The organism is Allobosea sp. 05T433 (genome assembly GCF_056396065.1).
The window spans coordinates 40,714-63,138 of the sequence record NZ_JBFTKS010000025.1 but is presented as its reverse complement, the minus strand read 5'-3'; the positions used below and the strand labels follow the sequence as shown (position 1 = coordinate 63,138).

Genomic DNA, 22,425 nt, shown 5'->3' with positions numbered 1-22,425 from the left:
CTCTGCCGGGCAGCGAGCCGCCATCGCTGCCCGTGCAAATCGAGAATCTTATGAGCACGGTATCCGAGCCCGCTGTCAGCACGTCGCTGCAGAGACACCCAGCCCTGCGGCCGCTGCACGGGCGCCTGAACGAGGCCGTGACGGTTGCAGCCGCGCTTGTCGCCCTGCTCTGCCTGGCACCGCTCGCGTTCCTGATCGCGATCACCATCCAGACCGGCGCGGACACGGTCGTCGCGCTGGTTTTCCGCGCGCGCGTCGGCGAACTCCTGCTGAACACGCTGCTGCTCGAGCTCTGCGTCGTCCCGGCCGCGGCTGCGCTCGGCATCCTGCTCGCCTGGCTCACCGAGAGGACGACGATCCCCGGGGCACGCGCCTGGTCATGGCTTGCCGTCGCGCCCCTGGCGGTACCGGCCTTCGTCCAAGGCTATGCCTGGGCGAGCTTTGCCCCCCACCTCCATGGCCTGCCCGGCGCGACCCTGATCTCCGTACTGGCCTATACGCCCTTCATCTATTTGCCCGTGGTAGCGCAGCTCCGCCGGCTCGACCCGGCGCTGGAAGAGATTGCGACCTCCCTCGGACGCTCGCCCCGCCAGGTCTTCACCCAGGTCGTGCTGCCGCAGCTGCGCCTCCCGGTTTCCGGCGGAGCACTTCTGATCGGCCTGCACCTGCTGGCCGAATACGGGCTGTTCGCGATGATCCGCTTCGACACCTTCGCAACGGCGATCATCGACCAGTTCCAGTCGAGCTATAACGGTCCGGCAGCCAACATGCTGGCCGGCGTGCTGGTACTGTGCTGTCTCGGCCTGCTGGTGCTCGACCGAGCATTGCGCGGCCGTGAACGTCAGGCCCGCGTCGGCAGTGGGGCGCCGCGTACGGCTCCCCGGCTGAAGCCCGGCCGAATCTGGACGCTGCCGTGCCTCGGCCTGCTTCTCACCTATGCACTGCTCTCGCTCGGCGTCCCCAGCCTGACGCTCGGACGCTGGCTCGTTCTCGGCGGAGCGGACGCCTGGCGGATCTCCGATCTCGCCGGTGCCTTCGGCACGACCGTCTTCTATGCCGTGGCCGGCGCCGCCCTCACGAGTGCTGCCGCCATCCCGATCGCCTGGCTGTGCGTGCGGCGGCCGGGGCTCTGGCAACGGCGGCTCGAAGCCTGCCATGTCTATGTCGGCTCGCTGCCGGGCATCGTCGTCGCGCTCGCGCTGGTCACGATCACGGTCCGCGTGGCGCTGCCCTTGTACCAGAGCTGGTTCATGCTGCTCGTCGCCTATGCGCTGATCTTCCTGCCGCGCGCGCTGATCGGTCTGCGCGGCAGCCTCGCGCAGGTGCCGGTAGAGCTCGAATGGGCGGCTTCGGCGCTCGGGCGGCCGCCCTTGCTGGCGGTGTTGCAGGTCACGCTGCGCCTGGCCGCGCCCGGGCTTGGCGCGGCAATGGCGCTGGTCGGACTTGGCATCACCACGGAGCTGACCGCCACGCTCCTGCTCTCGCCCAATGGGACGCGGACGCTGGCGACGGAGTTCTGGTCGCTGACCGGCGAGATCGACTATGTCGCGGCGACGCCCTATGCGGTCCTGATGATCATCCTCTCCATCCCGATGGCCGTGATGCTGCACCGGCAGTCGCGAAAGGCGAACGGCCTGTGAGCGTCCTGACCGTTTCCGGCCTGAGCAAGCAGTACGGCGCGACGCTTGCCCTCGACGATATCAGCTTCTCGGTCGCGCCCGGCATACGGGCCGCGATCGTCGGCCCCTCGGGATCGGGCAAGACGACCCTGCTGCGCATCATCGCGGGCTTCGAGACGGCCGCCGCGGGCACCGTGACCATCGGCAACGAGATCATCGTCGATGGCGGGCTTGGCGTCCCCGCGCATCTGCGCGGGATCGGCGTCGTGACGCAGGACGGCTCCCTGTTCCCGCATCTCAGCATCGCCGAGAATATCGGCTTTGGGCTGACGCGGAACCAGACCGACCGGGATGCCCGGATTGCAGAGCTGATGGACATTGTCGAACTGCCGCGCAGCATGGCTGAGAGGCGGCCCCACCAGTTGTCCGGCGGCCAGCAGCAGCGGGTCGCCCTCGCCCGTGCGCTCGCCCGGCGGCCGCGGCTGATGCTTCTGGACGAGCCCTTCTCCGCCCTCGATACCGGGCTGCGCGAGACCATGCGCCGCAAGGTGGCCGACGTGCTGCGAGAATTCGCGGTGACCGCGATCCTCGTCACGCATGACCAGGGTGAAGCGCTCGGCTTCGCCGACCAGCTCGTCGTGCTGAAGGAGGGCCGACTGGTCCAGGCGGGGCCGCCGCGGCTGCTCTACATGCAACCACGCAACCCCGCGATCGCTCGTTTCCTCGGCGACGCGATCCTGCTGCAGGCGGAGCTGGCCGATGGCGCGGCGCGCTGCGCACTCGGGCAGATTGCGATCACCGACCGAACCCGGCGCGGCCCGGCAACGATCCTGCTGCGCCCCGAACAGCTTCGCCTGCGGCCATCGGCCGCCTCAGAGCTCGCTGGCGGCACCGGAGGGCGGATCGTCGAGGTCGAGTTCGGCGGCGCCAGCAGCCTCGTCACGATCGCGCTCGATGCGGACACGGACACCCTGCTGCAGTTGCGCTCATCCGACCTGTCCCCGCCGGAGCGGGGAACGCATGTGGCGATCGAGGTCTCCGGCGCGGCCTACCCGTTCGATGGCGCGACCGCCCTGGAGCCTGCCGGGAAGGCGAAGCGCTAACGCATCGACCCGAAGAGTGGATTGCGGTTTTCGGAAAAGCCGATGCAAACACAGCCGGCTTCCTCCGGCGGGTCCGGGGGCTGTCAGCCCTCGACCAGCCGCCGTGCGATCACCTGCGCCTGAATCTCCGCCGCACCCTCAAAAATGTTCAGGATGCGGGCGTCACAGAGGACGCGGCTGATCGGGTATTCCAGCGCAAAACCATTGCCGCCATGGATCTGCAGCGCGTTATCGGCGGCGGCCCAGGCAACCCGGGCGCCGAGCAGCTTGGCCATGCCGGCCTCGAGATCGCAGCGGCGCTCGGCATCCTTCTCGCGAGCGGCGAAATAGGTGAGCTGGCGGGCGATCAGGATTTCAGCCGCCATCATCGCGAGCTTGTCGGCGACGCGCGGGAAGGCGATCAGCGGCTTGCCGAACTGGATGCGCTCCTGCGCATAGCGCAGCCCCAGATCGAAAGCCGATTGCGCCACGCCGATGGCGCGCGCCGCCGTCTGGATGCGGGCCGCCTCGAAGGTCTGCATGAGCTGCTTGAAGCCCTGGCCTTCGACGCCACCGAGCAGGTTCCCGGCCTTGACCTCGAAACCGTCGAAAGCGAGCTCGTATTCCTTCATCCCGCGATAGCCGAGCACCTCGATCTCGCCGCCGGTCAGGCCGGCAACCGGGAACGGGTCTTCGTCCGTGCCGCGCGGCTTTTCGGCAATCAGCATGGAGAGGCCGCGATAACCCGGTGCGTCCGGGTCGGTGCGGACAAGCAGCGTCATGATATCGGCGCGAACGGGATGGGTGATCCAGGTCTTGTTGCCATGGACCTTGAAGACATCGCCATCCCGCACCGCCTTGGTGCGCAGCGAAGCGAGGTCCGAGCCGGTATTGGGCTCGGTGAAGACGGCCGTCGGCAAGGTCTCGCCCGCGGCGATCTTCGGCAGCCAATGCGCCTTCTGCTCCGGCGTGCCGCCACAGAGAATGAGCTCGGCCGCGATTTCGGAGCGGGTGCCGAGCGAGCCGACGCCGATATAGCCGCGCGAAAGCTCCTCCGAGACGACGCACATCGAGACCTTGCTGAGGCCCATGCCGCCGAATTCCTCGGGAATGGTCAGGCCGAAGACGCCGAGCTCGGCCATTTTCTCGACGACCGGCATCGGGATGTAGTGGTTCTCCAGATGCCATTCGTGCGCATGCGGCGTCACCTCCGCCTCGCAGAAGCGGCGCATCTCGGAGCGGATCGCTTCCAGGGTCTCGTCGAGGCCGGGATCGCCGACACTGGCGAGCCCCTGCGACTGGCTGAACAAGGCGACGAGGCGCGCGCGGTTTTCCGGCGTGTTGCCCTCGGAGATCAGGGTTTCCGCCGCTTCGCCACGCGCGGCGGCGATCGACTTCTGGCCAAGGCCGAGCGCCGGGAGCCTGACGATCTCGCCCTGGCTCATCGGGATGCCGCCAAAGATCTGGGCTGCATATTCACCGGCGCCGACGCGCAGCGCGTAATCCTCGGTGGCGCCGTAGCGGTCCTCCACCTGCAGGCGCTCGCCATAGGCCTTCAGCTCTCGCAACGCCATGACATAGGTCGCGAGCCAGGACAGGCCATGCGCCGCGTGCTGCTCGGCTTCGAGCCTCGAAGACGAGATCTTGCCGTCGACCAGCACCTTCTGGCGTACCGCAGCGATCGCCTGGTCGAGCAGCGTCTCGAAGCCTGGCAGCGCGGCACCGATCAGCTCGACGGCGGAGCCAGGGGCCTCGGAGTGGCGGGCGACGTTGGCGCTCATGATCTCTCTCCCTTTGTTGCGACGCAGCATAGGAGAGAACCTGGCGAATCCGAAATCCACCTTTCGGCTGGGGGCCAGACTATTTTCGACTGGCCAGCACGACGCCGAGCACCGCCACAGCCATGCCGACGAGCTGGAGCGGCGTCAGCGTCTCCCCGAAGAGCAACCAGGCCTCGACCGCGACGGCCGGCGGCACGAGATAGAGGAAGGTCGCGGTGCGCGAGACTTCGCCACGCCGGATCAGCCAGAGATAGAGCCCGATTCCACCGAGCGAGAGCGCCAGGACCGACCAGGCCAGCACCAGGGCCATGGTCAGGTTCCACTCGATCCGCATCGGTTCGAGCGCATAGGCGACGGGCAGCGTGACGAGGAAGGCCGCGGTGTACTGCCAGGCGGTCACGGTCCGCAGATCGCCGGTGACGATGCGCTTCTTCTGATAGAAGGAGCCGAAGGTCACGGCGAACATCGCGACGATATTGACGCCGACCGGCAGCAGGATGCCGGCGAGCGCCTGCGGATCGACGCCGACCAGCTTCGGCTCGAGCACCAGGGCGATGCCGAGGAAACCGCAGAGAATCCCGGCCCAGCGCACCGGCGAGATGCGTTCGCCGACCAGAAGGGGGGAAAACAGCGCAGTCAGCACGGGCTGAAGGCCGGCAATCAGGCCGGAAACTCCGGCCGGCAGGCCATGGCGCACCGCCCACCAGACGCCGCCGAGATAAACGGCATGCAGCAGGATACCGGTGACGATGCAGTCGATGATCGCGCGGCGGCCCTTCGGCCAGGGGGCACCGACGGCGAGCGCCAGGCCGATGAGCAGCAGGCCGGCACAGGCATAGCGGACGGCCAGGAAGGTCAGCGGGTCGGCATAGCGCGCGGAATAGCCGGCAACGATCCAGCCGCTCGACCAGAGAAGCGTGAAGACGAGCGGGATGACGCGCAGGAACAGGGGCGATTCGAGCATGGGCACCGGCTTTCGCTGATCGCCCTGATAATCCCGGAGCAAGCGCTTGTCGCCGTCCGACGACGCCGGGACGGCATGTCCGGGGGAGGGAACGAATGCGTCATGCCGGGCCAGCGAGGGGCCGCGGGTGGATCGGGCACAGAGCCTGGATGACGGCGGGGCGGGTTGAGGTCACAATCAGCGCCCGCTCGCCCGAGTCTCCGCATGTCGCTGCTGTCCGTCCCCTCCCTCGCGTTCGAGCGTTTCCTCGCCCATGATTCCTGGGCGATCGCGAGCCATATCGCGCTCTCCGTGCTGATGTCGCTCTTCCCCTTCCTGATCCTGGTGACCGCGCTCGGCGGCGTCTTCGGCACGCAGAATGCGGCCGATGAGGCAACCGCGCTGCTGCTCGAGGCCTGGCCCAAGGAGATCGCCATCCCGATCGCACGCGAGGTGCGCTCGGTGCTGACGGCGGTCCGCAGCGACGCGCTGACCTTTGGCGCGCTGCTGGCGCTGTATTTCTCGTCGTCCGGCGTCGAGGCGCTGCGCATCGGCCTCAACCGTGCCTACGAGGCCTATGAATGGCGGGCCTGGTGGCACACACGGCTGGAATCGATCCTCTACGTGATCGGCGGCGCCGTGTTCATGCTCTCCTTCGCGTTTCTCGTGGTGCTCGGGCCGCTGGTCCTGCGCTGGCTGATCGGCTTCGCGCCCTGGCTGGCGCCACTCTCCATCCTGCTCAGCTTCCTGCGCGTCGCTGGCGCGACCATGCTGATCGTGCTGGCGCTGATCGTCGCACACAGCACGCTGCCGGCCCGCGCCCCGCATATCCGGACGCTCTGGCCCGGCATTCTCGTCACCCTCGCCTTCTGGCTCGTCGGCGGCCTCGGCTTCGGCTGGTATCTCGACGGCTTTGCAGGTGCCTATGTCACGACCTATGCCGGCCTTGCGACGGCGATGATCGCGCTCGTCTTCCTGTACTGGCTCGCCGCGATCTTCCTCTATGGCGCGGAGTTGAACGCTGCCTTCGCGATCGCGCGGGCGCCAAGGGCCGACCCCGGCGAAGCGATCGCGGGGCTCTAGGGCGTTCTCCTGCGTTGACGCCGAGTCGTGCTGCTGCTTTCTGACCCGCCATGATCGAGACACCACGCCTGCTCCTGCGCCCTCACGCGCTGGAGGATTTCGAACCCTGGTACGCGATGTTTTCGGACCGGGACCTGTTCCGGTTCATTGCCGTGCCGCAATTGTCGCGGGAGGATGGCTGGAGCCGGCTGCTGCGCTATGCCGGCCATTGGTCGCTGCTCGGCTACGGCATGTTCGCCGTCTTCGACAAGGCAAGCGGCGAACTGGTCGGCGATGTCGGCCTCGCCGATTTCCACCGCGGCCTGGGCGAGCGCTTCGACGGATTCCCGGAAGCCTCCTGGATCATGGCGCGCTCGACGCATGGACGGGGCCTGGCTGCGGAGGCGGTCGCCGCGAGCCATGACTGGCTTGCCCGCACGCACGCCCCTGCCCGCACCGTCTGCATCATCACCCCCGAAAACGTCGCCTCGCTGCGCCTGGCGGACAAGTTCGGATACCGGCCCTTCGGAAGCACCACCTACAAGGGCGGTCCCTACACCATGCTGGAACGCCTGGCGTCGTGACCGGCGGGCGCGACCGCATTGTTGCCGATCCAACTGGCAAGAGGGACGCGGCTGGTCCGATGCTGATCGAAACCTGCACGGATGAGATGCTGGAGGACTGGGTCAGGCTGCGCCTGGCGCTGTGGCCGGATTCGACAGCGCAGGAGCATCGCGACGAAGCCGCAGGCATTCTCGCAAGCCCGAACGATACGGCGTTCATCGCGCGGGACGATGCTGGCCTGGCCATCGGCCTTGCCGAGGCCGCCCTGCGGCACGACTACGTCAATGGCTGCGAAACCTCGCCCGTCGGCTTCCTCGAAGGAATCTATGTCGCGCCCGGCCGGCGGCTCCACGGCGTCGCCCGGACACTTTGCGCAGCCGTCGAGACCTGGGCAAAGGGCCATGGCTGCGTCGAACTCGCCTCGGACACCGATCTGTCCAATGCCGTCTCGCAGCAGACGCATGAGGCGCTCGGTTTCGAGGAAACCGAGCGGGTGGTGTTCTATCGCAAGCCGCTACAGGCCGGCTGAGCTCTTGCCCGACCGTTATTGCCCTGGACTGCCAGCCGGGCGACGCCTCGCCAGGGATTACTTGCCGAGCAGCGACATCGCTCTGGTGATGTCGTTCTTCTCCAGCCGGCAGGCCACGCAATAAGCGGGGTTGAAGATGTTGGCGACGTCGTAACGGACCAACTGGCCGAGCAGATGACTCGCCTCGACGGTATCGACACCGAGGTCGTCGACGATCCAGCGGAGCATCTCGGTCGTCGCGAACTGGAGCGGCTGGTCGAGCGGGCGGCCGCTGGCCAGGGTCATGATCTCGGTCGCGGTCTCGCAACGCGGCCACCGGCCCGGCGCATTCTTGCGCAGATGCAGGGTGAACGCGATCTCGAAACTGGTCTCGATGCCGGTGCCGACGATCTCGCCATCACCCTGGCAGGCATGGCCATCCCCCAGGAAGAACAGCCCGCCCGCCTCGGAAACCGGGAAAGCGATGCTCGCGCCCGGCCCGAAGCGGCGATAGTCCATATTGCCGCCATAGGAGCCGCTGGTCGCAGTCGAGATCGCCTGGCCGCCGGCCGGAGCCACGCCGAAACAACCGATCATCGGTGCCAGCGGAAAGCTCCAGCCCGAGATGCGCTCCGAGGCGCCGATCAGCCTGACTGTGCCCTTCTCGGCGTCGATGGCCCATTCGAAGCGCTCGCTCTTCGGCAGCTCGGCCACCGTGCGCGGATCGACCACCTGTTGCGAGAGTGGCGAATAGGTCCAGCCGGTCTTGCGGTTCGGCGTCATCCTGTCGATCGTCACGATCAGCGCATCGCCCGGCTCTGCTCCCGCAACGGCGAACGGACCGGTCATCGGGTTGCCGCGCGGGGCCCGCTGCACGCCCTCATGGTCGATGCCGGCGGCATCGAGTGTCGTCGTCACGATCGTGTCGCCGCTGGCGACCGTGAGGACCGGGGGCAGCGTGGCCATGACATTGGAATAGGAATGCGGGACGAAACGATGAAGCGCCATAAATCTCACCTGCCAGTCTTGCGGGCGCTTCAGGGAGCAAGGGTCAGCCGTCGCGAAGCGTCCCGGCCGAATCCGTTGTGGATCTGGCCTTGCGTCACCGTAGTCGAAACATTTGTTGGCGCGCTAGCCGGCCGGGGACATGCGCGCGACGCATCCCGGCCTGGACGGGGCGCTTCCCGCGGATCAGGCTGGTGAGGCGGTCCTGACAGAGCCTTCGCCGGCCGCGCGCGGCTCAGCCGCCAAGCGCCTCCGCGACATCGTCAAAATTCCGCAGGCCGGTGCGCGGGGCATAGACCAGCACGGCCATGTTGCCGGGAGCATGCTCGTTCTTCCACATCTTGTGGTGGGCGAGCGGGATCTTCTCCCAGGGAAAGACCTCGGACATGCAGGGGTCGACGCGCCGGTCGAGCACGAACTGGTTGGCGGCGCTCGCCTGCTTGAGATGGGCGAAATGCGAGCCCTGCACGCGCTTCTGCCGCATCCAGACATAACGGGCGTCGAAGGTGATGTTGAAGCCCGAGGTGCCGGCGCAGAAGACGACCATCCCGCCGCGCTTGGCGACGAGGCAGGAGACCGGGAAGGTCGCCTCGCCGGGATGTTCGAAGACGATATCGACATCCTTCTTGCCGGTGATGTCCCAGATCGCCTTGCCGAACTTGCGAGCCTCCTTGGTCCATTCGGTATATTCGGGCGAATTGACCTTGGGCATCTGGCCCCAGCAATTGAACTCCTTGCGATTGATCACGCCTTTGGCGCCGAGGCCGAGCACGTAGTCGCGCTTGCTCTCGTCCGAAATCACGCCGATCGCGTTGGCGCCCGAAGCCGCGCACAGCTGCACACCGAAGACGCCGAGCCCGCCCGACGCCCCCCAGATGAGCACGTTGTCGCCCGGCTTGATCGTATGCGGGGCGTGCCCGAAGAGCATGCGGTAGGCGGTCGCCAGGGTCAGCGTGTAGCAAGCCGACTCTTCCCAGGAGAGGTGCTTCGGCTTCTGCATCAGCTGGCGTGACTGCACCCGGCAGAACTGGGCGAAGGAGCCGTCCGGCGTCTCGTAGCCCCAGATGCGCTGGGAGGACGAGAACATCGGGTCGCCGCCATTGCACTCCTCGTCGTCGCCATCGTCCTGGTTGCAATGGACGATGACTTCGTCGCCGACCTTCCAGCGCTTCACCTTGGAACCAACGGCCCAGACGATGCCGGACGCATCGGAGCCGGCGATATGAAGCGATCCCTTGTGGACGTCGAAGGGCGAAATCGGCTGGCCGAGCCCGGCCCAGATGCCGTTATAGTTGACGCCGCCAGCCATCACGAGCAGCAGCACCTCCTCCTCGCCGATCGCCCAGGTCGGCACGACCTCGACCTGGAAGCTCTCCTGCGGCGGGCCATGGCGCTCGCGCCGGATGGTCCAGGCATACATGGTGGCGGGGACATGCCCGAGCGGCGGCAGCTCGTTCAGTTCGTAGAGATCCTTCAGCGGGCGGTGCGGAACAGGCTGCGGCTTGGACATGGCTCTCTCCCCTTGGTCTTCCTCGCCGCCTTGCGCCGCGAAAGGGCGGCCGACGGAGTTGAGGTGATCATGCGGCTCGATGCTGCGCTGCGCTATCCTCCTAAGGAATTATGTCGCACTGCAAAAAACAAGTCCGAATCCCGGCTTATGTTCCGATGGAACGCGAAGATCGTGCCTGAGAAGATTGCGCATCTCCGCCCAGGGCTCGTCGGGCGGCGGCCGATACGCTGCAGCCGAAGATCAGCTCCCCTTGCCTCATGTCCTTCGCTGTGAATTTTGAAACGATCTGCAGACGTTTTTTAACCTCACCAGCACGAGCCTGCATGACCAGCGGCCCAGCCGTGCTAATTTCAGCCCGCAAATACTTTGGAGCGATCGACCATGCGTCTATTGCTGCTACTGCTCGGCCTTCCTGACCTTCCACTGCCGGAATTCCTGGTCTTCCTTGGCTTCGCTGCCGGCTGCGCGCTGCTGCTGGGCTGGATTGCCGACGGCATCCTTGGGGAGCACGGCTTCGGCATCATTCCCAATGCCATCGTCCTCGTCGGCGGCGCCATTGTCGGCGCGATCCTGTGGCGAAGGCTCGGCTATGTGATCATTGCGAACCGGCAAATGGCCACCGCCATTGCCGCCACCACAGCCGGGATTCTGGCGCTCGTGGCGGGCGGGGTCGCCAAGCGGGTGATCTGAGGTCGCTTGCTTTCCTGCCGCATGGTCAAGACAATCGCCGGCATGGACAGTTCCCTCGAGATTCGCGGCAGGCGCGTGCTGCTATGCGCCGAAGACGGCCCGTTGCTCGCCAGCGAGCGCGACATCGGCGATTTCCTGGGTTCGGCCTGGGCCGAAGATGCAGATTTGGTCGTGATCCCGGTCGCGCGCCTGAGCGACGATTTCTTCAAGCTCAGCACGCGTCTCGCCGGCGAAGTCGCCCAGAAATTCGTCAATTACCGGATGCAGCTCGCGATCATCGGCGACCTCTCGCGCTGGAGCGCCGAGAGCAAGGCGCTACGCGATTTCGTTCGCGAGGCAAACCAGGGCCAGGCCCTGTGGTTCCTGGACGACCTGAACGCCCTGGAAGAGCGACTGGCCCCAGCCGAGCGCTGACGGGACCGGCCGCTAGACCGGCCGCGCCGCTGCGAGCATATAGTTCACATCCATGTCGCGCGACGCCGACCAGCGATCGGTGAAGGGGTTGTAGGCCACCCCGGTGCTTTCGCCGAGCTCCAGCCCATTGCGCGCGATTGCAGCCTCGAGTTCCGCCGGCGTGACGAATTTCTCCCAGTCATGCGTGCCGCGGGGCAGCCAGCGCAGGACATATTCGGCACCGACGATCGCCAGCGCATAGGATTTCAGCGTGCGGTTGAGCGTCGCCATCACCAAGAGGCCGCCGGGCTTCACCGCCGCGCAGCAGGCGCCGACGAAGGCCTCGACATCCGCGACATGCTCGACCACCTCCATGGCGAGCACGATGTCGAAGCGCCGCCCCTCGGCGACGAGGCTCTCGATCGTCGTCTCGCGATAGTCGATCGCAAGCCCGCTGCGTTCGGCATGGGCTCGGGCGACCGCGATATTGGTCGGAGCCGGATCGAGCCCCGTGACCTCGGCGCCGAGCCGCGCCAGGGGCTCCGACAGCACGCCGCCGCCGCAGCCGATATCGACCAGCGCCAGCCCCTCCAGCGATCGCAGCGATTTCGGATCGCGCCCGAAGCGTTCGCAGGCGAGATCCTTTACGAAACCGAGCCGCACCGGATTGAACTTGTGCAGCACGGCCATGGGACCCTTCGGGTCCCACCAGGTCCTGGCCATGGCATCGAAGCGCGCAACCTCGGCAGCATCGATCGTCGAGCCGGTTTGAGACGCTGCGGATGCCATGCGTAATTCCCCCTTTGTGCCAATCGGGCGCGGACCGCATTGACACTTGCGGTGCTGCCCGTCATCTACACCCGCCCTTCGCCCGGCGCGAGGGGGACCTTTCGTCCCGGCACGTCGCCGGGCGTTTCTAGAGAGCCCTTGGACCGCTATGGCCCGTCTGGTGATGAAATTCGGCGGGACCTCCGTCGCCACTGTCGAGCGTATCAAGAATGCCGCCCGCCACGTCAAACGCGAGTTCGACGCCGGCAACCAGGTCGCAGTCGTCGTCTCCGCCATGTCGGGCAAGACCAACGAACTCGTGGCCTGGTGCAAGGAAGCGGCACCGCTTTACGATCACGCGGAATATGACGCCGTGGTCGCATCCGGCGAGCAGGTCACCTCCGGCCTGATGGCAATCGTGCTCCAGTCCATGGGCCTGCCGGCGCGCTCCTGGCAGGGCTGGCAGATCCCGCTCTTCGGCTCGGACGCCCATGGCTCCGCCCGCATCGAGGGCGTCGACGGCGCCGGCATCCTCGCCGGCTTCGACCGCAATCGCGAGATCGCGGTCTGCTCCGGCTTCCAGGGCATGCACGCAACGACGAAACGCATCGTTACGCTCGGGCGCGGCGGCTCCGACACCAGCGCGGTCGCGCTTGCCGCCGGCCTCAAGGCCGATCGCTGCGACATCTACACCGATGTCGACGGCGTCTATACCACCGACCCGCGCGTCGTGCCGAAGGCCCGGCGCATGGACAAGGTCTCCTTCGAGGAGATGCTGGAAATGGCCTCGCTCGGCTCGAAGGTGCTGCAAGTGCGCTCGGTCGAGATCGCCATGGTCCAGCGCGTACCGACCTATGTGCGCTCCTCCTTCGACGACCCCGACAATCCCAATCCAGGCACCCTCATCTGCGACGAGGACGACATCGTGGAACAGCAGATCGTCACCGGCATCGCGTTTTCGCGCGACGAAGCCCAGATCACGCTCCGGCGTGTCGCCGACAAGCCGGGCGTGGCCGCGGCCATCTTCGGTCCGCTCGCTGATGCGAACATCAATGTCGACATGATCATCCAGGTCGTCTCGGACGACCAGGCGACCACCGACATCACCTTCACCGTCCCGACCGCCGATTACGAGCGCGCCAAGACGCTGCTCGAGAGCCGCCACGACAGCATCGCCTACCAGAGCCTGCAGGGCGCCACCGACGTGGTGAAGATCTCGGCCATCGGCGTCGGCATGCGCAGCCATGCCGGTGTAGCGGCCCGCGCCTTCCACGCGCTCGCCGAGAAGGGCATCAACATCCGCGCGATCACGACCTCCGAGATCAAGTTCTCGGTGCTGATCGACGCCGCCTATACCGAGCTCGCCGTGCGGACGCTGCACTCGCTCTATGGGCTGGATGCGGCCTGATCCTCAGCGCGTCACGACCGCGCGCAGCACAGCGCGCGGTTTGGAGCCCAGCTGATGCAACACGCGGCCGAAGCCGCCTAGCCGCGCGAGAACTGCAGCCGATGGGCGGTTGGCGTGGTGCGCAGACGCTGCCGGAAATGGTGGCGCAACGCCGCCGCGGAACCGAGCCCGGCGCGATAGGCGACCTCGTCGACCCCGAGCGTGGTCGTCTCCAGCAGATCGCAGGCATGGGCGACACGCTCGTTGAGGATCCACTCGCCCGGCGCGCTGCCAGTGGCCTCTGTGAAACGCCGGAAGAACGTGCGCTGGCTCATGCCGGCCCGGTCGCTGAGCCGCTGCAAGGTCAGGTCCTCGGCCAGCGACGAACGCATCCAGTCGAGCAATGGCGACAGGCGCGACCCGGTCTGCGGCGGTAGCGGGCGACGGACGAACTGTGCCTGGCCGCCGCTGCGATGCGGCGGCACGACCATGCTGCGCGCCACCAGGTTCGCAGCCTCGGGCCCATGGTCGCGGCGGACGATATGCAGGCAAAGGTCGATGCCGGCCGCGCTGCCGGCCGAGGTCAGGATGTCGCCCTCGTCGACATAGAGCACATCGGGCTCGAGGCGCACCGCGGGGTAGCGCTTCGCAAAATCAGCACCGTACTGCCAATGGGTCGTCGCCCTGCGCCCGGCCAACAGGTCGGCAGCCGCCAGCACATAGGCTCCGCCGCAGATCGAGACGACGCGGCTGCCGCCGCGATGCGCCGCGCGAAGCGCGCCCGCCAGCGGCTCCGGCACCGGCTCGGCCAGGCCGCGCCAGCCGGGAACGATGATGGTGCCCGCCCCCTGCAGCAGGTCGAGCCCGCCATCAGCCTCGACCGCAAGGCTGCCATGGGCGCGCAAACGCCCGGCCTCGCCGGCGGCGGTGCGGAATTCGTACCAGTTTTCCGGCAGCCCGGGCCGGCGCGAGCCGAACACCTCGGCGACAATGCCGTATTCGAAGGTGCAGAGCCGGTCATAGGCAACCGCGACGACGCGGTGCGGGGCCTGCGGAGATGCCTTTATGCGCTTTGGCATGATTTTTACGATAGTCGTCTATCTCGCCACTTACCAGCACCGCTTTGGGCGCGCATGGTCCGGCCCGTGATCGCGAGGTGCCGGGCATGGTGATGCGAGTCGAGATGGTCAGGGACAAGCGGAGCAGCCGAACGATGTTGCTGGCGGTCGGCCTCGTGCTGTCCTCCAGCCTGCTCTATGTCCTGGGCTACTCCCTGTCGAAGACCCTGGTCTCCTCCTACGGATTGAGCGCGCTGCAGGTGACCTTCCTGCGCTGTCTTCTGGTCCTGGCGGGAAGCCTCGTCCTGCTGGCCCGGCCAAGGAGCGGCGTCACGCGGGCGCGGTTGCTGCACCCGCCGCGCGCATGGGAACAGCGCGCCGCGGCTGCCGCGCTGGTCGCCTCGAACGTGCTGGCGATCGTCGCCTATAGCCTCATGCCGGTCACGGCAGCCTCGGCGCTTGGATTCACGGCGCCGCTTTTGCTCACTGCACTGGGCGGGCTCTTGCTCGGCGAGCGCGTCTCGCTCGGACGTTGGCTCGGTGCTGCGAGCGGCTTTGCCGGCATGCTGCTGATCGTCAGGCCGAGCGAAGGCGGAGCCTGGCCAGGTATCCTCGCCTCGATTGGCGCGGCCGCCAGCTACGCGCTGTATCAGATCCTGGTGCGCCGGCTGCGCGATGTCGCGAACAGCCTCGATACCGCCATGCAGGTCGCGGTTGTCGGTTTCGCGCTGCTCGCGGCAACGATGCTCTGGTTCTGGCATCAGGTCAGCGCGGAGGCCTTCGCCCTCGTTCTGCTCTTCACGGTGATCCAGACGGCTGCCCTCGCCTGTATCGCTGGCGCGCTCCGGCGCGGCGAAGCCTCCGGACTCGCACCCTGGCAATTCTCCGGCCTGCTCTGGGCGATGCTGATCGACACCCTCCTATTCACGACCCTGCCTTCCCCCGTCTCGCTCCTCGGCGGCGGCCTGATCATCGCGGGAGGCTTGCTGGCACAGGGCAGGGAACGGAGGACGGCCTGAGGCGGCGATCAGCTACCAGCCCAGCTACGCCGCCTGCCTATAGGCGGCGGCGACCTCCCGCATCCAGGCGCAGAACGCGGCAACCCTGGGCCGCACCCGGCCTGTATCGGGGAAGACGAGAAAATAGGCGAAATCCTCGAGCAGCGCGACATTCGCGAGCTGGACGAGCCGCCCCTCCGCGATGTCGGTTTCGATCATCGCCGCCGGCAGCAATCCTGCGCCCTGACCGGAAAGCACCGCTTTCAGCATCAGGCCTGAATCGTCGAAGGACGGCCCGCGCGGCGCACTGAATTCCTCGATGCCCTGCGCCTGGAACCAGCGCTGCCAGGCCTTGCGCTCGCTGTCATGGACCTGCGGCCAGCGCGCCAGGCAAGCCGCATCCTGCGGCCTGCCGAGGGATGCGAGCAGGGCCGGAGCCGCGACGGGAACGACCTCGACCGCAACCAGAAGCTCGCTGCGCAATCCCGGATAACGGCCGAAGCCATGCCGGACCGCGACATCGACCCCGTCGCGGACGAAATCGACCAGAGCAGTACCGGTCACGACCCGCAGATCGATATCGGGATGGGCGTCGTGGAACTGCTTGAGGCGTGGCACCAGCCAGGCGCTCGCGAAGAATGGCGTCGTGCTGATCGTCAGCGGGCCCGTGCCGGGATCGGCGACAATGCGCCTTGATGCCTCGGCGATCTGCCGGAAGGCGTTGCGCACCGGCGGCATCAGGCTCTGCCCGGCGGGCGTGAGGGCCATGCCGCGATTGATCCTCCGGAAGAGCTGCGTGCCGAAATGAAGCTCCAGGGCCTTGAGCATCTGGCTGACCGCGCCCGGCGTCACGCAGAGCTCATCGGCGGCCTCCTTCACGGAGAGATGCCGAGCCGTGGCCTCGAAGGCGCGCAGAGCATTCAGCGGTGGCAGCCGATCGGTTTTCATTTAGTTTTTCTAACTTATTTTCGCAGAATTGCTAGTTTGCCCCTAGCCCGATCATTCGTCAAATTAGCTACAACTGATCACTTCATTGCAGCGGATCGCTCGCTCCCTTGAAGTGACCAGCAAGAGAAAAACTCAATCATTAATTTATCCATTCAAGCCGGAGCCATGCATGCCCAGCCTCCCCGACGCGACGCATTACCTCTCATTGTCGGAGCTCGCGGCGCGCATCCAGACGCGCGACATCTCGCCCGTGGCAGTGACGCGGTCGCAGCTCGAGCGCATCGAACGCCTGGACACGGAGCTTCACAGCTTTGCCGGCGTGATGGCCAATACCGCGCTGGTCGAGGCAGAGGCCGCGGAGGCAGAGATCGCGGCCGGGCGCTATCGCGGCCCGCTGCATGGCGTGCCGATTGCCGTGAAGGACCTGTTCTGGACGCGAGGCTTTCCGACGGCCGGTGGGATGCGGATCCACAAGCAGCACAGGCCGCGGGAGGACGCCACCGTGGTGCGCCGCCTGCGGGAGGCGGGAGCCGTAGTGCTGGGCAAGCTGCAGATGACGGAGGGGGCTTATTCCGACCACCACCCCATGGTGACGCCGCCCCGTAACCCCTGGAATGCCGCGTACTGGACCGGAATCTCGTCGAGCGGCTCGGCTGCGGCGACGGCGGCCGGCCTGTGCTACGGCTCGCTCGGTTCCGATACCGGAGGGTCGATCCGCTGGCCCTGCGCTGCCACCGGCCTGACCGGGCTGAAGCCGAGTTGGGGCCGCGTCAGCCGTCACGGCACATTCGAGCTGGCAGCGACGCTGGACCATGTCGGGCCGATGGCGCGCGACACCAGGGACGTCGCCGCGATCCTGCACGTCATCGCCGGCGCCGATCCAGCCGATCCGACCGCGCTCGGCGCGCCGGTTCCCGACTACCGCGCAGCGACCCGGCAAGGCGTCGGCGGCGTGCGGATCGGCCTCGATCCAGCCTGGAACAGCGAAGGGGTCGATGCGACGACGCAAATGGCTCTGAACGAGGCCATCGCAACCTATCGCGCGCTCGGAGCCGAGATCGTCGAGGTCCGCTTTCCGGATGTGAAGCAGATCGTCGCCGATTGGGCACCGAACTGCGCAGTGGAAGCCGCCATCGCCCATGAAGCGACCTACCCCGCGTGCAAGGACGAATACGGCCCGGTTCTCGCCTCGGTCATCGAGACGGGCCGCGCGCTGTCGGGCCTCGACTATCAGCGCCTCCTGCTGCGACGCATGGCCTTTCGTGGACGCATCGCCGCCCTGTTCGGCACGATCGATCTGCTGCTGACCCCGGTTCAGCCTTTCGCGCCGCTGACGCTCGCGACGATCAGTACATTGGGAGAGCAGCCCGGGCTGATCGCCGACCTGCAGCGCTATACCTGCCCCTTCAACATGACCGGCAACCCGACGCTCACATTGCCCGGCGGCTTCTGCGAGGGAATGCCTATCGGGCTCCAGCTCGTTGCAGCGCAACTGGGGGAGGCCATGCTGATCCGTGCCGGCACAGCCTTCCAGGCAGAGACCACATGGCACCGCCAGCACCCAACCCTTTGAGGAGCCTTGCGATGAGCACCAATCCGGCGCGTCCCGCCTCCCCGATCTTCCATGGCTGGCTTGTGGTCGCGGCGGCGTTTGCGGTCACCTTCGTCGGTTTCGGCAGCGCCTATACCTTCAGCGCCTTTGTCGAATCCCTGCAGGCGGATTTTTCCGCCTCCCGCGCTTCGGTTTCCCTGGTCTTCTCCCTCGCCGGCTTTCTCTATTTCGGCTTCGGACTGATCAGCGGCCCGCTTGCGGACCGCTGGGGAGCCCGCAGGCTTGTCTTTCTCGGCATGCTCCTCACCGGGCTTGGCATGGCCGCGGCGGGAGCGGCGCGGAGCCTGACCGAGATCTACCTGGCCTATGGCCTTGGCGTCGGGCTCGGCATCGGCTGCTCCTATGTTCCAGCGCTGGGCGCGGTGCAGCGCTGGTTCGTCAAGCGCCGCGGCTTCGCATCGGGTCTCGCGGTCAGCGGCATCGGTGTCGGCACGCTCGTGATGCCGCCGCTCGCCTCGCTCCTGATCGAGCAGATCGGCTGGCGGAACGCCTATTTCACGCTTGGCGGGCTCGCGGCGATCATTGGTGCAGCGATGGCGCTCCTGATCGAAAGCGATCCGCGCCAACGCGGGCTGCTGCCGGACGGGGACGCCCTGCCCCCAGGCGGCATCACGGCACAGGCGACCGGCATGTCGATTCGCGAGGCGGTGTGGTCGCGGCCCTTCATCAGGCTCTACGCAGCCTGCCTGATCGGCTCGTTCGGGGCCTTCGTCCCCTTCGTCCACCTCGTGCCCTACGCGCTAGATCGCGGCGTCCCGCAGGGTCGGGCCGTCCTGCTGCTCGCGCTGATCGGTGTCGGCAGCACGGCCGGCCGCTTCTGCCTCGGGAATCTGGCGGACCGGATCGGCCGCCACCGCGCCCTCCTCGTCGTGTTCCTGGGCATGGCCGGCTCTCTGGGCATCTGGTGGCTCTCGAGCGGATTCGCGATGCTGGCCGTCTTCGCCCTGCTCTATGGCGTCTTCTATGGCGGCTGGGTCGCCGTGCTGCCGGCGGTCGTCATGGATCGTTTCGGCGGGCGCAATGTCAGCGGGATCATCGGCATTCTCTATACGAGCGTCGCGTTTGGAACCCTGATCGGACCGACGGCCGCCGGGCTCATCTTCGATCTGAACCAGAGCTATGCGATCGCGATCCTCGCCTGCGCCTGCGCCAACCTCCTCGCGGCTCTCATCGTGGCACGCTCCGCAAGCCCCCCACGCTCCCTGCCGCGTTGACCTCGCCTCCTGCCGCCCCGATGATGCCGGCATGTCCGCCGGCCCCGCCTCCGCCGCCCCCGAATTCGATCCTGCCCGGCTCGAAGCCTTCCTGCGCTCCGCCCTGCCCGGGCGGGCGGGCGGCGCGATGGCGCTGGAGCGCATCAGCGGCGGGCAGTCGAACCCGACCTTCTTCCTCTCCTTTCCCGAAGCCGGCACGCGGCTGGTCATGCGCAAGAAGCCGCCGGGCCCGCTGCTGCCCTCGGCCCATGCGGTCGACCGCGAATACCGCATCCTCAAGGCGCTCGCGGGTTCGCAGGTGCCGGTGCCGCCGGTGCTGCTGTTCCACGCGGAAGACGATATCGTCGGCACGCCCTTCTATCTGATGGAGCGGCTTGAGGGCCGTGTCTTCCATGACGCGGCACTGCCGGGCGTGGCGCCGGCCGAGCGCCGGCAGATGTATTTCGCCATGGCCGAGACCCTGGCCGCGCTGCATCGCTTCGACTGGCAGGCGGCCGGCCTCGCCGATTACGGCAAGCCGGGAAACTATTATGCCCGACAGCTCGCGCGCTGGGGCCGGCAATGGCGCGAGACCAGGACCCGCGAGATCCCCGCGATCGATCGGCTGATCGACTGGCTGACCGCCCATCTCGATGAAAGCGCGGAGACGACCATCGTCCACGGCGATTTCCGGCTGGGCAATCTGATGTTTCACCCGGTCGAGCCGCGCGTCGTCGCCGTGCTCGACTGGGAGCTCTCGACGCTCGGCCACCCGCTCTCGGACGCCGCCTTTTCCTGCCTGCCCTGGCATTCCGGCCCGGCCATGTATCAGGGCATCATGGGCCTCGACCACGAGGCGCTCGGCATCCCGACGCAAGCCGAATACCTCTCCCGCTATTGCGCAGCGGCCGGGCGCAAGGACGGGCCGGGACGCTTCCACCTCGCCTTCTCGCTCTTCCGCTTTGCCGTCATCCTCGACGGCATTGCGGCGCGCGCCAGGGCCGGCAACGCCGCGGCGGAGAATGCGGTCGCGGTCGGCGGGATGGCGGAGAGCTTCGCGCGGCAGGCCGTAACCATCATCGACCAGAGTTGAACGGGGATCACCATGGATTTCGCCTATTCCGCCAGGGTCGAAGAACTGCGCGCGAGGCTGCAGGCCTTCATGGATGCCCATGTCCAGCCGGCCGACGCCACGTGGAAACAGGAGGTCGAGGCCGGGCGCTATCCGCTGGCACTGATCGACGGGCTGAAGGAGAAGGCGAAATCCGAGGGCCTGTGGAACCTGTTCCTGCCGGCGCTGAAGCCCGACGAGCCCGGCACACGGCTGAGCAATCTCGAATACGCCCCCCTGGCGGAGATCATGGGCCGGATCTTCTGGTCGTCGGAGGTGTTCAACTGCAACGCCCCGGACACCGGCAACATGGAAATCCTGCACATGTTCGCGACGCCGGCGCAGCGCGAACGTTTTCTCGTACCGCTGATGAAGGGCGAGATCCGCTCCTGCGTCGGCATCACCGAGCCCGGCGTCGCCTCCTCCGACCCGACCAACCTGCAGACCACGATCACCCGCGATGGCGACGACTATGTCATCAACGGCAGGAAATGGTGGACCACCGGCGCCCTGCATCCAAACGTCAAATTCTGCATCGTCATGGGCCTCTCGGACACGCGCCCGGAGGCCGATCCGCATAAGCGCCATTCCATGGTGATCGTGCCGATGGATACGCCGGGTGTGAGCGTGATGCGCAACCTGCCGCTGCTGAACCACCACTCACCGGAAGGCCATACCGAAACGGATTTCGACACTGTCCGCGTCCCGGCCGCCAACATGCTCGGGGAGGAAGGGGCCGGCTTTGCGCTGGCGCAGGCGCGGCTCGGGCCCGGCCGCATCCACCACTGCATGCGCACGATCGGCCAATGCGAGGTCGCGCTCGAACTGATGGTCGAGCGCGCGCTGCAGCGGAAGGCCTTTGGCCGGCATCTCTCGGACTATGCCAATGTCCAGGACTGGATTGCCGAAGGGCGCATGGAAATCGACCAGGCCCGGCTGCTCTGCCTGCGCGCCGCCTGGATGATGGACAAGCACGGCAACAAGGCCGCGCGCACCGAGGTCTCCTCGATCAAGGTCGTGGCGACGCGGCTGCAGACCAAGATCGCCGACCGGGCCATTCAGGTCTTCGGCGCCGCCGGTCTCTCCAATGATACACCGCTCGCCTTCATCTATAGCTGGGGCCGGGCGCTGCGCTTCATCGACGGGCCGGACGAGGTGCATCTGCGCACGGTCGCCCGTGCCGAGATCAAGAAGCGGCAGGCGAGCAATCGCAGCACGATGGCCGAGCAAGGCGTGACGATGCCCTATCTCAAGCCCGCGGGTTAAGGCACCGGCCCGAGAGACGGATTGCGGCTTTCGGGAGAGCCGGTGCCATCACGGACGGTTGGATGATCGGACCGGACACGAGATCTGCCCGATGATCTGGCAAGCTGCGCAGAAACCGGGTGGAAACCGATGCCCGAGGCATGGGAGCCTTCCTCGACACGCACATGCCAGTCGAAGAAGGCCCCTGCCATGCCCGCCGCAGCCAGACTGCCCGAACCTCCATCCCTCGCGGCGCGCGTCGACGCGCTGCACTGGCGCCGGATCGAGGCGGAACTCGACTCCCATGGCGTCGGCCTGACCGGGCCCTTGCTCAGACCGGAGGAATGCCGCGCGCTTGCTGCGCTCTATGCCGACGAGGGCCGTTTCCGCAGCCGCATCGTCATGGCGCGGCACGGCTTTGGCAGTGGCGAGTACCAGTATTTCGCCCATCCGCTGCCGGAGATTCTGGCGGCCGTGCGGCCGGCCATCTATGAGCGCCTCGCCCCCATCGCCAACCGCTGGAATGAGACGCTCGGGATCGCGCAGCGTTATCCCGACGCGCTCGACGCCTTCCTGGCCCTGTGCCACGAGGCCGGGCAGACCCGGCCGACCCCGCTGCTGCTGAAATACGGCGCCGGCGACTATAACTGCCTGCATCAGGACCTTTACGGCGACCTGTTCTTCCCGTTCCAGATGGTCATCCTGCTCTCGCAGCCAGGCGTCGATTTCACCGGTGGCGAGTTCACCCTGGTCGAGCAGCGGCCGCGCATGCAGTCACGGCCCGAGGTCGTGCCGCTGGTTCAGGGAGAGGCCGCGATCTTTGCCGTGCAGCACCGGCCGATGCGGGGTTCGCGCGGCACCTACCGCGTCAATCTCCGCCATGGCGTCAGCCGGGTGCGCTCGGGCGAGCGCTACACCACCGGACTGATCTTTCACGACGCGCGCTGA

General features: G+C 67.1%; 21 protein-coding genes. 14 read left to right on the top strand and 7 right to left on the bottom strand.

The features are described 5' to 3' along the window. The first annotated feature begins 50 nt into the window (after positions 1 to 50). Both AC1DGP_RS26990 and AC1DGP_RS26985 read left to right on the top strand, forming a co-directional pair. On the top strand, positions 51 to 1,640 hold the full coding sequence (locus AC1DGP_RS26990) for an ABC transporter permease (protein ID WP_441488774.1): 1,590 nt from the start codon (positions 51 to 53) through the stop codon (positions 1,638 to 1,640). After that, entirely contained in the window at positions 1,637 to 2,722 is a 1,086-nt protein-coding gene (locus AC1DGP_RS26985) for an ABC transporter ATP-binding protein (protein ID WP_476832694.1), read from the top strand. Before AC1DGP_RS26990 ends, AC1DGP_RS26985 begins: the two co-directional genes overlap by 4 nt. Positions 2,723 to 2,805: 83 nt before the next feature. On the opposite strand, the gene AC1DGP_RS26980 is transcribed toward AC1DGP_RS26985, so the two are convergent. Next, a complete protein-coding gene (locus AC1DGP_RS26980; protein ID WP_441504811.1) occupies positions 2,806 to 4,482 on the bottom strand; it encodes an acyl-CoA dehydrogenase family protein in 1,677 nt (558 codons plus the stop codon). A gap of 79 nt (positions 4,483 to 4,561) precedes the next feature. Beyond that, positions 4,562 to 5,446: a DMT family transporter gene (locus tag AC1DGP_RS26975; protein WP_441478411.1), complete on the bottom strand. Its 885-nt coding sequence runs from the start codon at positions 5,444 to 5,446 to the stop codon at positions 4,562 to 4,564. Positions 5,447 to 5,650: 204 nt separating this feature from the next. On the opposite strand from AC1DGP_RS26975, the gene AC1DGP_RS26970 reads away from it, so the two are divergent. The 3 genes from AC1DGP_RS26970 to aac(6') all read left to right on the top strand — a co-directional run bounded on the left by AC1DGP_RS26970 (position 5,651) and on the right by aac(6') (position 7,580). Then, entirely contained in the window at positions 5,651 to 6,508 is an 858-nt protein-coding gene (locus AC1DGP_RS26970; RefSeq protein WP_476776482.1) for a YihY/virulence factor BrkB family protein, read from the top strand. Between the two features lie 50 nt (positions 6,509 to 6,558). Beyond that, a complete protein-coding gene (locus AC1DGP_RS26965) occupies positions 6,559 to 7,071 on the top strand; it encodes a GNAT family N-acetyltransferase (protein WP_476776483.1) in 513 nt (170 codons plus the stop codon). Between the two features lie 62 nt (positions 7,072 to 7,133). Continuing rightward, positions 7,134 to 7,580, top strand: coding sequence for an aminoglycoside 6'-N-acetyltransferase (gene aac(6') / locus AC1DGP_RS26960; RefSeq protein WP_476776511.1), 447 nt, complete (start codon positions 7,134 to 7,136; stop codon positions 7,578 to 7,580). A 57-nt stretch (positions 7,581 to 7,637) separates the two neighbouring features. On the opposite strand, the gene AC1DGP_RS26955 is transcribed toward aac(6'), so the two are convergent. Next, positions 7,638 to 8,567: an acetamidase/formamidase family protein gene (locus AC1DGP_RS26955; RefSeq protein ID WP_476776484.1), complete on the bottom strand. Its 930-nt coding sequence runs from the start codon at positions 8,565 to 8,567 to the stop codon at positions 7,638 to 7,640. A gap of 232 nt (positions 8,568 to 8,799) precedes the next feature. Continuing rightward, complete coding sequence (ccrA, locus tag AC1DGP_RS26950) at positions 8,800 to 10,074, bottom strand: crotonyl-CoA carboxylase/reductase (protein WP_441504814.1); 1,275 nt, start codon at positions 10,072 to 10,074, stop codon at positions 8,800 to 8,802. Between the two features lie 381 nt (positions 10,075 to 10,455). Here ccrA and AC1DGP_RS26945 point away from each other — a divergent pair, with 381 nt between their 5' ends. Continuing rightward, positions 10,456 to 10,764, top strand: a complete 309-nt coding sequence (locus tag AC1DGP_RS26945) for a hypothetical protein (protein WP_441504815.1) — start codon at positions 10,456 to 10,458, stop codon at positions 10,762 to 10,764. A 42-nt stretch (positions 10,765 to 10,806) separates the two neighbouring features. Further along, positions 10,807 to 11,178, top strand: a complete 372-nt coding sequence (locus AC1DGP_RS26940; RefSeq protein ID WP_441488782.1) for a DUF4180 domain-containing protein — start codon at positions 10,807 to 10,809, stop codon at positions 11,176 to 11,178. A 12-nt stretch (positions 11,179 to 11,190) separates the two neighbouring features. Here the strand turns inward: AC1DGP_RS26940 and ubiG are convergent, their stop codons facing one another. Next, on the bottom strand, positions 11,191 to 11,946 hold the full coding sequence (gene ubiG, locus AC1DGP_RS26935; protein WP_476769602.1) for a bifunctional 2-polyprenyl-6-hydroxyphenol methylase/3-demethylubiquinol 3-O-methyltransferase UbiG: 756 nt from the start codon (positions 11,944 to 11,946) through the stop codon (positions 11,191 to 11,193). A 148-nt stretch (positions 11,947 to 12,094) separates the two neighbouring features. On the opposite strand from ubiG, the gene AC1DGP_RS26930 reads away from it, so the two are divergent. Then, positions 12,095 to 13,333, top strand: a complete 1,239-nt coding sequence (locus AC1DGP_RS26930) for an aspartate kinase (RefSeq protein ID WP_441488784.1) — start codon at positions 12,095 to 12,097, stop codon at positions 13,331 to 13,333. Between the two features lie 77 nt (positions 13,334 to 13,410). Here AC1DGP_RS26930 and ftrA read toward each other — a convergent pair whose 3' ends face one another. Then, positions 13,411 to 14,391, bottom strand: a complete 981-nt coding sequence (gene ftrA / locus AC1DGP_RS26925) for a transcriptional regulator FtrA (protein WP_441488785.1) — start codon at positions 14,389 to 14,391, stop codon at positions 13,411 to 13,413. Between the two features lie 134 nt (positions 14,392 to 14,525). Here ftrA and AC1DGP_RS26920 point away from each other — a divergent pair, with 134 nt between their 5' ends. Then, on the top strand, positions 14,526 to 15,389 hold the full coding sequence (locus tag AC1DGP_RS26920; protein ID WP_476832693.1) for a DMT family transporter: 864 nt from the start codon (positions 14,526 to 14,528) through the stop codon (positions 15,387 to 15,389). A gap of 24 nt (positions 15,390 to 15,413) precedes the next feature. On the opposite strand, the gene gcvA is transcribed toward AC1DGP_RS26920, so the two are convergent. Then, positions 15,414 to 16,316 (bottom strand): transcriptional regulator GcvA, encoded by a 903-nt coding sequence (gene gcvA / locus AC1DGP_RS26915; RefSeq protein WP_476776487.1) that lies wholly within the window; start codon positions 16,314 to 16,316, stop codon positions 15,414 to 15,416. A 169-nt stretch (positions 16,317 to 16,485) separates the two neighbouring features. Between gcvA and AC1DGP_RS26910 the strand changes: the two genes are divergently transcribed. The 5 genes from AC1DGP_RS26910 to AC1DGP_RS26890 all read left to right on the top strand — a co-directional run bounded on the left by AC1DGP_RS26910 (position 16,486) and on the right by AC1DGP_RS26890 (position 22,425). Next, positions 16,486 to 17,889 (top strand): amidase, encoded by a 1,404-nt coding sequence (locus tag AC1DGP_RS26910; protein WP_476776488.1) that lies wholly within the window; start codon positions 16,486 to 16,488, stop codon positions 17,887 to 17,889. An 11-nt stretch (positions 17,890 to 17,900) separates the two neighbouring features. Next, a complete protein-coding gene (locus AC1DGP_RS26905; RefSeq protein ID WP_476832692.1) occupies positions 17,901 to 19,142 on the top strand; it encodes an MFS transporter in 1,242 nt (413 codons plus the stop codon). A 31-nt stretch (positions 19,143 to 19,173) separates the two neighbouring features. Beyond that, positions 19,174 to 20,214, top strand: a complete 1,041-nt coding sequence (locus AC1DGP_RS26900) for a phosphotransferase family protein (protein WP_476832691.1) — start codon at positions 19,174 to 19,176, stop codon at positions 20,212 to 20,214. Between the two features lie 12 nt (positions 20,215 to 20,226). Further along, positions 20,227 to 21,498: an acyl-CoA dehydrogenase family protein gene (locus tag AC1DGP_RS26895; RefSeq protein ID WP_476832690.1), complete on the top strand. Its 1,272-nt coding sequence runs from the start codon at positions 20,227 to 20,229 to the stop codon at positions 21,496 to 21,498. A gap of 189 nt (positions 21,499 to 21,687) precedes the next feature. Further along, complete coding sequence (locus AC1DGP_RS26890; RefSeq protein WP_476832689.1) at positions 21,688 to 22,425, top strand: 2OG-Fe(II) oxygenase; 738 nt, start codon at positions 21,688 to 21,690, stop codon at positions 22,423 to 22,425.